At 42.9% G+C, this 14,879-nt stretch carries 15 protein-coding genes and 1 pseudogene; 12 read left to right on the plus strand and 4 right to left on the minus strand.

Annotation, left to right across the window (positions count from 1 at the left end):
- Positions 1 to 884: pseudogene (locus PY364_RS16645) on the plus strand (hypothetical protein); the annotation flags it as partial.
- A 285-nt stretch (positions 885 to 1,169) separates the two neighbouring features.
- On the opposite strand, the gene PY364_RS16650 reads toward PY364_RS16645, so the two are convergent.
- Entirely contained in the window at positions 1,170 to 1,655 is a 486-nt protein-coding gene (locus PY364_RS16650; RefSeq protein WP_275524161.1) for a CRR6 family NdhI maturation factor, read from the minus strand.
- Between the two features lie 89 nt (positions 1,656 to 1,744).
- Positions 1,745 to 3,889 (minus strand): ATP-binding protein, encoded by a 2,145-nt coding sequence (locus tag PY364_RS16655; RefSeq protein ID WP_275524163.1) that lies wholly within the window; start codon positions 3,887 to 3,889, stop codon positions 1,745 to 1,747.
- Positions 3,890 to 4,319: 430 nt separating this feature from the next.
- On the opposite strand from PY364_RS16655, the gene PY364_RS16660 reads away from it, so the two are divergent.
- The gene (locus PY364_RS16660) at positions 4,320 to 4,451 is read left to right on the plus strand and encodes a hypothetical protein (protein ID WP_275524164.1); all 132 of its coding nucleotides are present in this window, start codon (positions 4,320 to 4,322) and stop codon (positions 4,449 to 4,451) included.
- Positions 4,448 to 5,443, plus strand: coding sequence for a pentapeptide repeat-containing protein (locus tag PY364_RS16665; protein WP_275524166.1), 996 nt, complete (start codon positions 4,448 to 4,450; stop codon positions 5,441 to 5,443). Before PY364_RS16660 ends, PY364_RS16665 begins: the two co-directional genes overlap by 4 nt.
- Positions 5,444 to 5,526: 83 nt before the next feature.
- Here the strand turns inward: PY364_RS16665 and PY364_RS16670 are convergent, their stop codons facing one another.
- On the minus strand, positions 5,527 to 6,858 hold the full coding sequence (locus tag PY364_RS16670) for a D-alanyl-D-alanine carboxypeptidase (RefSeq protein ID WP_275524167.1): 1,332 nt from the start codon (positions 6,856 to 6,858) through the stop codon (positions 5,527 to 5,529).
- Positions 6,859 to 6,968: 110 nt separating this feature from the next.
- On the opposite strand from PY364_RS16670, the gene plsX reads away from it, so the two are divergent.
- The 9 genes from plsX (at position 6,969) to PY364_RS16715 (ending at position 13,677) form a co-directional block, all read left to right on the plus strand.
- Positions 6,969 to 8,003, plus strand: coding sequence for a phosphate acyltransferase PlsX (gene plsX / locus PY364_RS16675; RefSeq protein WP_275524169.1), 1,035 nt, complete (start codon positions 6,969 to 6,971; stop codon positions 8,001 to 8,003).
- Between the two features lie 165 nt (positions 8,004 to 8,168).
- Entirely contained in the window at positions 8,169 to 9,152 is a 984-nt protein-coding gene (locus PY364_RS16680; protein WP_275524179.1) for a beta-ketoacyl-ACP synthase III, read from the plus strand.
- A gap of 196 nt (positions 9,153 to 9,348) precedes the next feature.
- Positions 9,349 to 10,230 carry an ACP S-malonyltransferase gene (gene fabD / locus PY364_RS16685; RefSeq protein WP_275524170.1) on the plus strand — a complete coding sequence of 294 codons (882 nt, stop codon included), beginning with the start codon at positions 9,349 to 9,351 and terminating at the stop codon, positions 10,228 to 10,230.
- A 119-nt stretch (positions 10,231 to 10,349) separates the two neighbouring features.
- Positions 10,350 to 11,060 (plus strand): PspA/IM30 family protein, encoded by a 711-nt coding sequence (locus PY364_RS16690; protein WP_275524171.1) that lies wholly within the window; start codon positions 10,350 to 10,352, stop codon positions 11,058 to 11,060.
- A 9-nt stretch (positions 11,061 to 11,069) separates the two neighbouring features.
- Positions 11,070 to 12,014 (plus strand): phosphate ABC transporter substrate-binding protein, encoded by a 945-nt coding sequence (locus PY364_RS16695; protein ID WP_275524172.1) that lies wholly within the window; start codon positions 11,070 to 11,072, stop codon positions 12,012 to 12,014.
- 22 nt (positions 12,015 to 12,036) lie between these two features.
- On the plus strand, positions 12,037 to 12,312 hold the full coding sequence (locus PY364_RS16700; protein WP_275524173.1) for a BrnT family toxin: 276 nt from the start codon (positions 12,037 to 12,039) through the stop codon (positions 12,310 to 12,312).
- The gene (locus PY364_RS16705) at positions 12,275 to 12,559 is read left to right on the plus strand and encodes a BrnA antitoxin family protein (protein ID WP_275524174.1); all 285 of its coding nucleotides are present in this window, start codon (positions 12,275 to 12,277) and stop codon (positions 12,557 to 12,559) included. The genes PY364_RS16700 and PY364_RS16705 overlap by 38 nt, the downstream gene beginning before the upstream one ends.
- Positions 12,560 to 12,602: 43 nt before the next feature.
- Positions 12,603 to 13,241: a lysophospholipid acyltransferase family protein gene (locus PY364_RS16710; RefSeq protein WP_275524175.1), complete on the plus strand. Its 639-nt coding sequence runs from the start codon at positions 12,603 to 12,605 to the stop codon at positions 13,239 to 13,241.
- A gap of 142 nt (positions 13,242 to 13,383) precedes the next feature.
- Positions 13,384 to 13,677 carry a DUF2288 domain-containing protein gene (locus tag PY364_RS16715; protein ID WP_275524176.1) on the plus strand — a complete coding sequence of 98 codons (294 nt, stop codon included), beginning with the start codon at positions 13,384 to 13,386 and terminating at the stop codon, positions 13,675 to 13,677.
- A 45-nt stretch (positions 13,678 to 13,722) separates the two neighbouring features.
- Here PY364_RS16715 and PY364_RS16720 read toward each other — a convergent pair whose 3' ends face one another.
- The gene (locus tag PY364_RS16720; protein WP_275524177.1) at positions 13,723 to 14,319 is read right to left on the minus strand and encodes a YdcF family protein; all 597 of its coding nucleotides are present in this window, start codon (positions 14,317 to 14,319) and stop codon (positions 13,723 to 13,725) included.
- Positions 14,320 to 14,879: the final 560 nt, after the last annotated feature.

Below are 14,879 nucleotides of genomic sequence, written 5' to 3' on the forward strand. Positions count from 1 at the left end.
TATTTCACTCTTCAGTATGTGAAACCGTCAACTTTATGATGTTAGGAGAAGGATTTAATAAGTCGCAATGGAACACACACCTACAAAAAACTTACGGTATTAATAAACGTCATGCCAATGGTGTAATCTCATCGGCTAAGGGTGCTGTTGATAGCGCCGCATTGTGTCGTATTTCACACATAAAAACCTTAGAAGGTAAAGCTAAATCTTGCGAAGCTTGGTTAAAAAAAGCTGAGAGAAAACTTAAATTAGCTCGTAAGTTTTACGCTAAAAAGAACTGGCAAAACAGTAAAACTGGCTGTGGATTTCCCTTATCTAGTGACCTAAAGGATCGTCAAACTAACTGGCAAAACTTACGCTTTCAGATACACAACAAAAAACGTAAGCTGACCAGGTATCGGCAAATATTGTCCGTCTTAAAGTCAATCCCTGTAAGGGTTCACGTCCCCAAGAATCAAGCCTTGATTGTTGGCTCTAAGGATGAGTCTTATGGCAATCAGGTGTGTCAGTGGAATGGTGACAATTTAAGATTTAGAGTGCCAGTTTGTTTAGAATCTAAGTTTGGTAAAAATGTAGATTCTCAGATTGGAAACTTCCCTCGCAATATTAACAGATTACCTGCTACGGGAGCTAAAACTTGGCACTTCTACTACAAGGATGATAAATGGTGTGTTGCGGTGAGTTTTACAGCGTCAGAGGTTGAGCAGGTATCGCGTTCTGTAGATTATGGATGTATTGGTATTGACATGAATCCCGGCTCAATTGGTTGGGTTCATATTGATGCGGTTGGCAACTTGAAATCGCACGGTCAGATCCCATTGCAAACTGGTTTGCCAAACGGTAAACAAGAGGCTCAAATTGTGAAAGCTTGCCTAGAATTATAGCGATAGGAAAGAATGCTTAAGAAACTTACACCGCTGAGTCTTACTAGGTTTACCTAGATTTTTAAAAGCGGTATTATAGGGGCAGAAGGCAGAAGGCAGGAGGCAGGAGGCAGAAGGCAGAAGGCAGGAGGAACAAGGAACAAGTGGTTTTGAGTAGGTTGGTTACAGTTAATCGTTAACCCTTAACAAAGAGTTGGCTTACGCTTAGCTCGCGCCTCAACCTATATTATAACAATTAGCAATTAGCAATTAGCAATTACCTGTAACAAAAACCAATATTAAATATCATTTATGACCAAAAATCAGCTCGAAAAAACCATCATCTAAGTCATAACCAAACATCTGCGACATCGACATCAACTTTGATTTGCCCGGGATTCCCTGCTGATTCAACCAATCCATTAAAACAAAAATTTTGTGCATTAAAAATATCTCTAAAGCTTCCGGGTTATATTGAATCCCCTCCGCTTTATGGAATTGATGCGGCACTAGCATTGCTGCATATCGAGCTAATTCTCCCCCTTTCCAATCTAATAAAAATGGCAACCAAGGATAAGAAGCATCTACTCGAATAAACCACAGCCTTACCTCTGGAATCTCAGAAAGTTCTCGCGGATCGAGAGGATCGCGAGGATAGTCAATTTCAAATTTCAACTGTTGTTCGCTAGATGCGATATCTCCCTCTTCCAGCAACTTTTTGATCGCCGTCTGAACTGATGATATATCCAAGTTATTTATACATTCAGAATTTAGGGAAATCACAATACTCATAAAATCTCAACCCAATTGTTCTTAATTAAATTGCCATTACCTATCCTATCATACCATCAATTAATAATTTGACCAAAAAATCTCCTTCGCTAATCCGCACTAATCGCCGCTGGCAATTTAATAGTAAAAATAGACCCTTTTCCCAATTGACTTTCAACCTGAATATCTCCCCCCATCATCTGACAGAATTTCTTAGTTATAGCAAGTCCCAAACCACTACCGTCATATCGCCGCGTCGCAGACTCATCCGCCTGAGTAAAAGCTTGAAAAACTTTCCCAATTTGCTCATAACTCATCCCAATTCCAGTATCGCTGACCTTGAAAATAATCCACTCTTCCACAGGCATAATTTCCGATTCTTCTTGCTGACTACTGCGGTGGCGATATATCTCTAAATTAATATAGCCACCTTCAGTAAATTTGCTGGCATTACTTAGTAAACTAAACAAACATTGGTGAGTTTTGATAACATCACCATACATCGTGCCAATATCTTCTGGGTAGTTAACAATCAAGACATTAGCCTTTTTTTCAGATAAAGGTTCAATAGTATTGACTACATCCTTAACCATAGTTTCAATATTAAATAATTCCAAATCTAGCTGTATATTACCAGATTCTATCTTCGACACATTCAAAATATTATCAATAAGTAATAATAAATGCTTCCCTGCACTATTTATTTTTTGTAAATCGGGGATAAAATTTTCAAAATCTAAGTCTAAAGATTCTTCAGCTAACATATCACTATAACCGATAATCGCATTCAATGGAGTGCGAAGTTCGTGGCTCATATTGGCTAAGAACAAACTTTTAGCTTTGCTTGCTTCCTCAGCCTCAGTCCGAGCTTTTTGCGCTTCTTCATTTTTAGATTGTAAGTTAGTGAATGACTTTTGTAACTCCGAAGCCATCTGATTAAAAGCCTTCGCTAAAGTTCCCAATTCATCTTTACGATTAATATTTACTCTCTCGTTCCATTCCCCATTACACAAAGTTTCTGCTGCAACTGTCAAATGAGTAATTGGGTGAATAATGCGGCTAGTTAGTATCCATGTCAAACCACCTACACCCAAAACAGCAATGACGGCAACCGCGATTGCTAATTTTAAAAATAACTGTTCATTTTCTAAAGCCTCAGCTTCTTGCTGCAAAATAATTACCCCCCAGCCCATGTCTAATTTTTTTCCATAGGATAGCCATTTTACGCCTTTATCATCAGTAAAATAAAACAGGCCTGTTTGACCATGTAATAAAGTTTTGACTGCTGGATAGTTACTAAAGTTAATTAGATGATCTCCAGATACAAAATTGGGGTCGGGATGGGCTAGGACTGCACCATTTTCATCTACCAGGAAAGCAAAGCCTGTTTTCCCCAATCGGACTGCCCCAACTGCGTGAGCTAGATCGCTAAGAAATGTGCCGATAATAGCTACTCCTTTCGTTTTAGCCATTGCATTTGTAGGAATAGAAACTCTTTTTTTAGTTAATGATAATCCTTCTGCTTCATTAACTGAATCTTGCGGTAAGTGAGTTGCTAAATCTAGAATTTGTTTAGTTGTGAAATTGACAATACCGTTATTTGGTAAACCAGGATAAGCTTTCTGAAACTCTTTAACTGCTTCGACGGTTTTGCCTTCGTAATTACCAGTAATTTCACCTTTGTAGTAATCAAGTATTTTAAGTTGCTGCTGTAATTCACTTACTGATGAATTTCTGTCACCGGGATAGATATTAACAAATTCTACAATCGGTGTAGAAAAGATAACGGCAGGTTTTCCTGTGAGGCGAGAAATTAGAGCTTCGCGGGTGATTTTATTGCCAGCAATTGCACTTTTAAACCATTGGCGATCGCCTCGGTAAATACGATCTACAGGCTGACCACTGCCGCGAGAAATAACATAACCTTCTAAATTGTAAGTTTCCGCAACATAGATGTGGTTATAGGTGCGGTTAATAGCAGTCACTAGCGGCAATTGCTGAGTGAAATCCATGCTAATTATGCTGGGGTTTTGACTGAGACTTTGCAAAATCCGAACATTCATTTGTTCCCACCGTGATACACTTTCCGTCAAGACTTCCGCTTTTAATTCAAGGTTTTGTTTGGCTTGAATGCGGATAATATTGATGGCGCGATCGGTAGCAAACCAGATAGCAATTAACATTGGAGGTACTGCTCCCACGAGTACGCCAACTGTCATTCGGAATCGCAAACTTACGAAGAATGATCCTTTCATCACAGTATTATTTTTTAATAAACAAGATTGTTTGATACATCGTGCTTGCTCCGATCGGTGTAACTTTTAATATTGACATAACTATTTTTGTGCTAGTATATACATATAATTGTATTTCATGCTACCTAAAATCGTATTAAGGATAAAAACGATCGATTGGCCCTCTTTCCTGTAGTTGTGGAAAATTGACCTTGCTAAGTATTCGCGACTCTTGTATACTTTTCGCTTGTAAAAGCAAAAAGTAGAGACCCAAGGGGCTGTTACCTTTCCACTATGTCATAGGTTCAGGGATGATGCCGATAATAATTTTACTGATGAGTATTGTTATAGTTAGTACGATTGGATAATATCGCTAGCCTGTGGCGGGTGCTAAAGCTCGTCAAATATTAAGATATTACAAAGCTTTTCCTAACTACTAAAAAATGATCTGGTGGAATTTGTTATAATCGCGAATACCGCTCATTTTCCGATGCTGGAAGATGCGCCAACTGAGGAACAGCGAATCCGAGAGTTTTTGCTATCTATCTATAGCTTAGCTAAATCAGGAGACTTGCCCGCATGAAGGAGCTAGATCAGTATTATAAGGTTCTAGGGTTATTGCCAGGGGCTTCTCAAGAAGAAGTTAACCAGGCTTATAAGGATTTGGCGTTTATTTGGCATCCGGATCGTATCCCTAACGATAATCCCAGACTGCAACAAAAAGCTCAAGAAAAACTTAAGGAAATTAATCAAGCACGGGAAAAATTACGGGCACTTAAAGTCACCGCTGGATCGGCGCGATCCTCCAAGTCAAAAGAGCAGGCTCGTCATTCTCAATCTCAAGCGCAATGGAGATCGCAATCCCAAGCGCAATCTCACTACCAATCTTCTGCTCAAGCAAAATCTCAAGCGCAATCTCACTACCAATCTCCTGCTCAATCGAAATCCCAAGCACAATCCGATCATCAATCTTCTGCTCAAGCAAAATCCCAAGCGCAATCTCACTACCAATCTCCTGCTCAATCGCAAGCTCAATCTCACTATCAATCTCCTGCTCAATCTCCTGCTCAATCTTACTATCAATCTCCTACTCAACCTCAAGCTCAATCTTACTATCAATCCCCTCCTCAACCTCAAGCTCAATCTTACTATCAATCCCCTCCTCAATCGCCATCCTATCCTAATTCTCCCCAGCCTAATCAAAGCCAAACTCCCGATTTAAGCGGAGCAGACTTTAGAGGAGCTTCATTGAAAGAGAAGGATTTATCAGGTAGAAACTTAAGTAATGCTAACTTAAGTGATGCCGACTTGAGCGATGCTTTCCTGCATAATGTAAATCTAAAAGGGGCGAATTTGTACAAAGCAAATTTGTTTAGAGCCAACCTTTTGTCAGCCTGCTTAACCAATGCAGATTTGAGAGAAACTAATTTAATTGGAGCTGATTTAAGTGGTGCAGATTTGAGTGGTGCTAACTTAACAGGAGCTAAAATTGGTTATGGCGATCGCATTTTTGTAAAATTGACTGGAACTAAATTAACAGGAACAATTTTACCAGATGGAACAATTCATAAATAGAAAATGTTAACTGTTAGTTAGTTGTTAGTTGTATTTTTATATTAACTACTAACCACTAACCACTAACCACTAACAATTAACAATTAACCCCCAATCAGAATATCATTACGATTAGCAGCACCCAAAGCAGGCCGAGCGCCGTTAATATGCGGCGTAATTGCGAAGGGTAAATTCGGTGCAATTCCCCACTTTCTTACTAACTGTTGCAAGAACAAATCTTGCTCACTCCTTAATCCGTCCCAATCACTACCGCGATTAACAATTGCAAACCAAACCAAACCCCGATCCCGCGTTGGTATAACTCCAGCCAAAGCAATTACACGATCTAAAGTCCCCGTTTTGGCAACAGTTCCTAAAGGAATATGGCGACGTTCCAGCGTTCCTTTGTCGCGACCAGAAACAGGAAATAAATCAGCAATTGTCAGATTAGTGCCATACAAATAACGTTGAATTGCTTGTAACATCGCACAGATAGCCCTGGGAGAAATCCGATTTTCTTCCCCCAACCCAGAACCATTAATCAATTGAACTTCAGACTGCGGAACCCCAGCCGCCCAAGCGGCTTGCTGCTGTACAACCTTCGCCCCGCCCACAGCATCAGCCAGCATTTCCGCCATCTCATTATCGCTGTAGATATTCATTTGCTTCAGAATTTCTGCTAGAGGAAGCGATCGCCTCTTTAACAGCAAGCGGCCACTAGCCACAGATTTCTTAGCTACAACATTACCCGCGATCGCCACACGAGGTCGAGCAGTCCCCGGAGGCATTTTAAAATATAAAGCCTGAACTCCCGGCGACCAAATTGTAGAATCAAGCCCCTCCCGCAATAACTCCCCCACCACCATTGGATTTAACTCATAATTCATCCAAAACTTGCCAACAATCACCAAATTGCCAGCAACGCGAGAAATCCCCATTTTATTAAGAGCATTACCAACAGCGATCGCCTCCTCCCAGACAAACAGCGGATCGCCCCCACCCTCAACCACCAAATCCCCCTGCAAAACCCCATTTTTAATCGGCCCAGTCGCACTCACCCGCGTTTCAAACTGAAAATTCGGGCCCCAAGTTTGCAGCGAAGCCAAAGAAGTAGCAATCTTAGTCAGCGAAGCCCCAGGTACCGGCACAGTCCCCTCATTACTCACCAAAGGCATGATACCCGACTGCATCCACACCCCTTGAGTCCCCTCAAGCATCCCCTTTGCCGATAACTGCCTTAAGTATCCCTGCACCGCCGCCGTTGTCACCGCATCAGGATTCACCAAAGGCGACTGGCCAACATCACCACCAGCTAAAACCAACCCAGAGAGCCCCCCTTCCCAACCCAGCACCGCCGCAGCATTCAACCCAGCCTTTTGCAGCCCCGCCGCTTCCAGCCATAAAGAAATTACCCCAGAGCTCAACAATTCCAACATTTTCAACTCCTAATCCTATTCAGAACCTACCGCAAATACAGAATTCCCACTTATGGCCTGTGTATCCTGACTTCCTGGTAGAATTTTTAAGGTTTCTCATACTTTGGTCAATGGGATCGAATCGCGCAAGGATTGCAATAGACGCTATGGGTGGGGATTACGCCCCCGCTGAAATTGTTGCGGGAGCGCTGAAGGCACAGGAAAAATTAGGGGTCGAAATTTTGCTCGTGGGCGACCCAGAGCAAATCCAAGCCTCGCTCAAGCAACATCATGCCTCACCCCAGCCAGAAATCGTTCCCTCTGAGGGAACGGTAGAAATGCACGAAGAGCCTTTGAGCGCCTTAAAACGCAAACCCAAGGCTTCTATTAACGTGGCAATGGACTTAGTAAAACAGCAACGAGCCGACGCTGTGGTGTCAGCCGGTCACTCAGGAGCCGCGATGGCCGCAGCCTTGCTGCGGTTGGGCCGACTTCCTGGAATCGATCGCCCTGCCATTGGCGCTGTTTTGCCCACAATGGTATCCAGCAGACCGGTACTCATCCTCGATGTCGGTGCTAATGTAGACTGTCGCCCTAAGTATTTAGAGCAGTTTGCCGTCATGGGAACGATTTACAGCCAGTACGTACTCGGAGTTACCGAACCCAAAGTCGGACTTCTCAATATTGGGGAAGAACCTTCTAAAGGAAACGACTTGGCTGTACGCACTCACCAGATGTTGGTTGATAATCCTCAGATTCCTTTTGTGGGAAATGCTGAAGGTCGCGACGTACTTTCTGGTAACTTTGATGTAATCGTGTGCGACGGGTTTGTTGGTAATGTTTTATTGAAGTTTGCAGAGGCCGTAGGCGAAATTGTCCTGCAAATGTTTAAAGAGGAATTGTCCTCTGGGATCGAAAACAAAATTGCTGCCAAGATGTTGCAACCGAGTCTGAAGCGGTTTAAACAGCGGGTAGACCACGTTGAACACGGAGGTGGCTTGCTTTTGGGCGTGGCTGGAGTTTGCATTATCAGTCACGGATCGTCTCAAGCAAATTCAATCTGCAATGCCATTCGTCTGGCAAAAGAAGCGATTGATAACCAAGTGCTAGAGCGCATTCAGTCGCAATATCAGAAAAGCGGTCAGGAACAAGAAGCTAGAAGTTAGAGGAAGTTTACAGGAATTAAAAATTGAAAAGGTAAAATTAAAAACGCTTTACTACTTATTATTAATAGTAGTTTTAGCTAATCAACGTCACCTTTTTGATTTTTAATTTTCAATTTCTTAAGCTAATAGCTAATTATTGGGAGAGGAAAGTTGCAGCAATCAGGGATGGGTATTGCCTTGACAGGGAGCGGCTCTTGTACGCCACAAGTTTCCCTGGATAATCACGGTCTCAGTCAGATCGTTGAAACATCTGACGAGTGGATTAGTTCGAGAACAGGGATTCGCCAAAGACGGCTGGCGGATGCCGAAACTTCTGTGTGCGCGATCGCAGTCGCAGCATCCAAACAGGCGCTAGAAATGGCGCAAATAGCACCAACAGATATCGACTTGATTATTTTGGCTACCTCAAGTGCTGACGATTTATTCGGCACTGCTAGCCAAATTCAAGTTCAGTTAGGCGCAACCAAAGCTGTAGCCTTTGATTTGACAGCCGCTTGTTCTGGCTTTGTTTTCGGGTTAGTCACAGCCGCGCAGTTCATTCGCACCGGTGCCTATCAAAATGTCTTATTAATCGGCGCTGATATTCTCTCCCGCTGGGTAAATTGGTCAGATCGAGGCACTTGTGTTTTATTTGGCGATGGTGCCGGTGCAGTAGTGATGCAAGCCAACGATCGCGATCGCCTTTTAGGATTTGAAATTCGCAGCGACGGCACCCAAAATGCCTGTCTAAACCTAGCTTACCGCCCCCAACCTAAAGAATTAGTTCCCGGCGTTACCATCGCTCAAGGCGCTTATCAACCCATCACCATGAACGGTCAAGAAGTTTACCGTTTTGCCGTCAAAAAAGTCCCTGAAGTCATCGAAAAAGCCATATTTCGCTCGAATATCAGCGTAGAGGAAATTGACTGGCTACTACTACACCAAGCTAATCAGCGGATTCTCGATGCAGTAGCCCAGAGATTAAAAATTCCTCCTGAAAAAGTAATCAGCAATCTTGCTAATTACGGCAACACCTCAGCAGCTTCAATTCCCTTAGCCCTAGATGAAGCCTTGCGACAAGGTAAAATTAAACCAGGTGATACGATCGCGGCGGCGGGTTTCGGTGCAGGATTGACCTGGGGAGCAACAATTTTTCAATGGGGGCGTTAAACCGCGAACAGTCAGTTATTACAAAAACGGAGATTGAGTTGATGGAAGAAAGCTCACTAAAAGGAAAATCATAATTTTTTTATTAAAAAGTAATGGAACTATTAATAGTTACCAATTACCAGTTAACAGTTAACAGTTAACAGTTAACAATTAGCAATTAGCAATTAGCAATTAGCAATTACCAATTACCAAAAAAATGATTAAAACAGCATGGGTATTTCCCGGTCAAGGTTCTCAGGCAGTTGGAATGGGTGCAGATTTATTAGAACTGCCAGGAGCAAAAGCTAAATTTAGCCTCGCCGAACAGATTTTAGGATGGTCTGTCCCACAACTTTGCCAAGGTGATGAAGAAAAACTTTCTCGCACCCTTTACACTCAACCTTGCCTTTACGTTATCGAAAGTATCTTAGCTGACTTAATGCGACAAAAAGGCCATTACCCCGCCGTAGTTGCAGGCCACAGTTTAGGAGAATATACCGCTCTTTACGCCGCAGGTGTATTTGACTTTGAGACAGGATTGCGCCTAGTCAAACGTCGCTCCGAACTTATGGATAACACCTCCGGCGGTCAAATGGTAGCCTTGATGGGGTTTGACCGTCAGCAACTAGAATTGCAAATCCAATATAGTCAAGACGTAGTGTTAGCAAATGACAACAGCGATGGACAAGTCGTAATTTCTGGAAAACCTGCGGCCGTAGAGGGACTTTTAGCAAAAATCAAGGTAAAACGCGCTGTAAAATTAAACCTCTCAGGTGCTTTTCACTCACCTTTAATGGCATCAGCAGCGACCGAATTTCAACAATTTTTAAAGGCTACAAGATTTTCCGATGCCAAAGTATTTGTACTCTCAAATGCTGAACCAGCACCAACTACAAATGCAGCTACTTTGAAACAGCGTTTGGCTCAACAGATGACAAAAGGCGTTCGGTGGCGAGAAATCTGTTTGCAATTACCCCAGGAAGGTGTTGAAAAAGTGATAGAAATTGGCCCAGGAAAAGTGCTCACAGGTTTGATTAAACGGAACTCTCCCGATTTAGAGTTGGAAAATGTCAGCACTGCGGCTCAAGTGCCGAATTAATCTTTTGTTAACCGCCCATCAGCACTCTATTTCTGGTACTGAGAATATAAATGGGAGCGCCCACTCTACATTGTCAAATTCTGTAGTACACTGGACGTAAAAACATTAACCGAGCCCTTATGAAGAAAGTAATTTACTGGTTGATGGGCGAAAAGGCAGGCAGAACAATAGTTGGTACTTGGAATTGGCTGTGGGGAATACCAGTAGAATCTGGCGGCCAAGTAGCGGTAGAGGTAGCCGAGCAATCTCTGCGTTCAATGCAGGAATCAGTGCAAAAACTGGCAGCAGCAGTCGCTACTCAAGTTGCAGCTTACCAACGAGCCAAGCAGAAGTATGACGAAAAAATTAAGGAAATGCAAACTTTTGAGCGTCAAGCAATGACAGCTCAACGCAACAGTAACGAAGATGCGGCGCGTCTGGCAATGTCCAAGGTAATTCAAATCGAACAAATTTTGCCGCAGTTGGAAGAGCAGGTACAGCAAGCTGAAAAGTACGTGAATGCTTCCAAAGACAAATTAAACCGCGAACGGCAAAAACTCGAAGCTTACAAAATGGATATGCAGAATATGAAAGATATGGCTGAAATTAACGCAGCCTTGGGACAAATTGCTAAGGTTAATAATGACCTTAGCATCGATTCTGCCCGCTCTCAGTTCGAGCAAGCCAAAGGTGCTGTTCATCGTCGGAATCTTAAAGAACAAGCTTTTGCAGAACTATCAGAAAATCCCCAAGAAAAGCTACAAGCTGACTTAGAAAAAATGACCGCAGACGACGAAGTTTCTCGCCGCCTGCAAATGTTGGATAGCAATAAAAAACAACTTCCAGAATAAGGAGAATTTATGGCGAAAAGTAGCGGCCCTCCTCCAATTGTTTTTATCCTCATCTTTCTAGCTCTTGCGGCTGCTGGTTATTGGTTCTTCGTAAGGCAGCCAGCAGTAGAGACGAATCCCAGTGCTAATATAACTGGAACTACTCCGCCGCCACCACCGCCGCCGCCACCACCCACTGCACCAATAGCAGGCGGGTCACAACCTGCCACTGCCTTTGCCGTTCCCGCTTCTGTACCTGCGGACACTGTGATTAAGATTGATGGTTCTACTAGCATGGTGACAATTAATCAGAACCTCAAAAATGGTTTTCAGGCGAAGTTTCCGGGGACTAATGTTACTACTAGCGCTGGTGGTTCTAATAAGGGAATTGCCGATGTAGCGGCTGGTAGGGTGGATTTAGCAGCATTATCGCGACCTTTGACATCTCAAGAACAGAGTCAAGGTTTAGTTGCAGTCACAATGGCAACAGATCAAATTGCTGTAGTTATTGGTAAGAATAATCCGTTTAATGGTGGGTTAACTTCTGCCCAAGTTCAGGGAATTTTTACCGGAAAAATTAATAATTGGTCTGGGGTGGGAGGAGCTGCAAATCCACTTCAGGTAGTAAATCGCCCTCCCGTTAGCGGTACTCATCAATCCTTTAAGGAACTGGTGCTCAAAGGTAGTGAATTTGGCACTACTCCTAATATTAAGACTATGCCATCGGATACTACAACTCTATTGCTGCGAGAGTTAGGAAATAATGGGATTGCTTATGCTACCTATGCTCAAGTTGCTAATCAGCAAAATGTTCGGGTTGTACCTATTGATGGTGTAGCTCCTGGTACTGCTAATTATCCCTTTCAGCGACAGTTATTTTATGTTTACAAGAATCCTCCTAATCTAGCGGTTCAAGCTTTTTTAGGTTATGCGACTTCTCCTGAAGGTAGAGAGGCGATGTTGGCGGGAAATTGATTCACCATTTACGAGTTAACGGATGCGGTTCACCTGGGATGAAAATAAGCGACAATTAAATTTGGGCAAACACGGATTTGATTTTGTGGATACTTCCCAGGTTTTTGAGGGTGCAACATTCACATTTGAAGATAATCGCTATGCTTATGGGGAGCAGCGATTTATTACACTGGGACTGTTAGGTGGGCGAGTGGTGGTGGTTGCTCATACGGAAGTTGGAGATGAAATTCGTGTTATTTCAATGAGGGAGGGAACTAAACGTGAACAACTCATTTTCTTCCAAAGCCTCTCAAACTAATTGGGAGCGAATTGATACTATCCAAGATGAGAATATTGACCTTTCTGACATCCCAGAAGTGACGGAAGAACAGATGAAGAATGCGGTACTAAGGGTTGGTGGAAAAGCTGTTGAACGAGGTCAGCGGCGAGTCGATATTTTCCTAGATGCTTTCATTGTGGAATACTTCGAGGAAAAGGCAGGTAAGCAGGGATATCAAGCGCTGATTAATCAGGCTTTAGCAGATTATATTCATAACCATGACTAATGCAGTGTAGGATATATTAACTGTTGTTTAAAGATGGTGTTGGGTGAGTAAAAGCCGCGAACCGATTGAAAGTTTGATGCTCTACCACTTGTTCAAGTGGTCAGTTGTCAGTCCCATGCTACACGCTTATTTTCGGGGCCGCATCTATGGTGCTGAAAATGTGCCTCAGCAGGGGCCGCTGGTGGTAGTCAGCAATCATGCTAGTGACTTTGACCCGCCGATTCTCTCTTCTTGCATGAAGCGACCTGTAGCTTTTATGGCGAAGGAGGAGTTATTTGAGATTCCAATTTTGAGAAAAGCGATTATACTATATGGTGCTTATCCTGTCAAGAGGGGGATGGCAGATCGTAGTGCTATTCGCTCAGCTTTGAGCTATTTAGAGCAGGGATGGGCGACGGGGGTGTTTTTGCAAGGAACTCGGACTGCTGATGGTAGAATTACGGAACCGAAGCTGGGAGCGGCTTTGATTGCGGCTAAGGCGAAGGCTCCGCTGTTGCCGGTGTGTTTGTGGGGTACGAGCGAAATTAGCCGTAAGGGTTCTCCTGTGCCGCGCTCTGTGCCTCTGACGGTGCGGATTGGTGAGGTGATTGATGCGCCTGGTTCTAGCGATCGCGAAGAATTAGAAGCTATTACCCAAAGATGTGCTACCGAGATCAATGCTATGCACGATTTAGGAAGATAATTGGTAATTGGTAATTGGTAATTGGTAATTGGTAATGGCTAATTGCTAATTGGTAATTGGTAATTGCTAATCACTAATGATTTATGAAGATAGCCAACAACTAACAACTAACAACTAACGAATAATTAACAACTAACGAATAATGGAAAATTTGAAAACACAGTTAGCAGAAAATTTGGATGTGGCTAATTGGGAGTGGCTGATGCCTCACGTTGAGCGCGATGTTTTGGTGATTGTTGTACCTGAATTAGATTTGCTGGAAGTTGGGGAAGCGATCGCTTCTGATAATGTAAATTTTGTGCAGCGTTGGATTAGCGAACAGCAGATGACGAAACCATCGCCGGAACAGATAGCTGAATGGAATCAAAATACAGCTAAAAAGTTTAATGCTTTGATTGTATCGCCCTATGTATTAGTTCAAGAACAAAGCAATTAGCAATTACCAATTACCGATTACCAATTACCAATTACCAATTTTCAATTACCGATTACCAATTTTCAATTGCCCAAGGCTAGCTCCTGTATAACCAGTAGTTAACCAAATAATAGCTCTAACACCATCTCTAACTACTTTTTCAATGGGCTCTGGGGATCGCCCAGAGGGAACCGAAATCGCCTTAAAACTAATACCTCTACTACCTAAAACTATCTCGCCAATAATCCGAGCTCGCCTCATGTGGTCATCAGAAGTAATCAAATAAACGCTATGAATTCCTTGAGCTTTTAACTCATCGACTAGGGTTGTAAAATTAGTTACAGTGTCTACAGCTTGGTAATCTAAATGTAAACGATCCGGATCGATCCCCGCTTCCGAAAACACCCATTCTGCATATTCTGGATTGCTCCCAGAAGATACCCAGATGGGCAATTGGGGATGTTGGCGGGCAAAATTGGCTGCAAACACCTCTCGCTCCGCAGCGCCGCCCAGCACAAATAAAGCTTGGGGTTGTTCCCAATAACTTTTGAGTTGATGGAAGCCAAACCAACACACAATCAAAAGCACCATCAGAAACCAACTTTTACTGGAAGTTCTAAAACGTCGATAACGTCGTTTGCTTAAACCAATATTCAACCGCATTATATCTACAAAAATTCTGGCTAGCTGACAGATGAGCCTTGATATAACATCCGACAGGCATACCCTACCAACAGGAATTAAAAATTAAAAATGAAGCGTATTCATTTTTAATTTTTAATTCTTAATTTTTAATTATTTAACGGGACTGGCCGGATTTGAACCGGCGACCTAGCGCTTCAGATTTGTGTGAGTTTCCCCACTCTCTGGACTATTCCTTCACCGTAGGTTTTTAGCCTTTAGGTGGTGGCCGTATGTTTAAGGAGATTTGTTGAAATTCCTTAAAGCCAGTCTCTGCACCTTCTTTACCTGTTGTAGGGTAAAGCTTGGCTCAAGATTACCATATCTGCTGCCAGACTTAGGCTTCCTTGAGTTTGACCACATTCACTCCCGGAGTTTCCTCGCAGGGTGCCCGATTTTCAGGAGGCGCTTGCTCTATCCATCTGAGCCACAGCCCCAATTACGAAATCGTTACAATTATAGCATTGCTTGCTCGATTATTTACGTATTAGCGATCGCAATTTTTTGAGGATTGAGATAAAATTGGTCGTAACGCCGCCCTC

It is taken from the genome of Kamptonema sp. UHCC 0994, assembly GCF_029167235.1.
Classification (GTDB): Bacteria; Cyanobacteriota; Cyanobacteriia; order Cyanobacteriales; family Microcoleaceae; genus Kamptonema.

Coding starts and splice junctions, on each gene's coding strand:
- fabD (WP_275524170.1), top strand. CDS start 9,349: ATGATTAAAACAGCATGGGTATTTCCCGGTCAAGGTTCTCAGGCAGTT.
- PY364_RS16680 (WP_275524179.1), top strand. CDS start 8,169: ATGGGTATTGCCTTGACAGGGAGCGGCTCTTGTACGCCACAAGTTTCC.
- PY364_RS16670 (WP_275524167.1), bottom strand. CDS start 6,858: ATGTTGGAATTGTTGAGCTCTGGGGTAATTTCTTTATGGCTGGAAGCG.
- PY364_RS16690 (WP_275524171.1), top strand. CDS start 10,350: ATGAAGAAAGTAATTTACTGGTTGATGGGCGAAAAGGCAGGCAGAACA.
- PY364_RS16650 (WP_275524161.1), bottom strand. CDS start 1,655: ATGAGTATTGTGATTTCCCTAAATTCTGAATGTATAAATAACTTGGAT.
- PY364_RS16700 (WP_275524173.1), top strand. CDS start 12,037: ATGCGGTTCACCTGGGATGAAAATAAGCGACAATTAAATTTGGGCAAA.
- plsX (WP_275524169.1), top strand. CDS start 6,969: ATGGGATCGAATCGCGCAAGGATTGCAATAGACGCTATGGGTGGGGAT.
- PY364_RS16695 (WP_275524172.1), top strand. CDS start 11,070: ATGGCGAAAAGTAGCGGCCCTCCTCCAATTGTTTTTATCCTCATCTTT.
- PY364_RS16655 (WP_275524163.1), bottom strand. CDS start 3,889: ATGAAAGGATCATTCTTCGTAAGTTTGCGATTCCGAATGACAGTTGGC.
- PY364_RS16720 (WP_275524177.1), bottom strand. CDS start 14,319: ATGCGGTTGAATATTGGTTTAAGCAAACGACGTTATCGACGTTTTAGA.
- PY364_RS16715 (WP_275524176.1), top strand. CDS start 13,384: ATGGAAAATTTGAAAACACAGTTAGCAGAAAATTTGGATGTGGCTAAT.
- PY364_RS16665 (WP_275524166.1), top strand. CDS start 4,448: ATGAAGGAGCTAGATCAGTATTATAAGGTTCTAGGGTTATTGCCAGGG.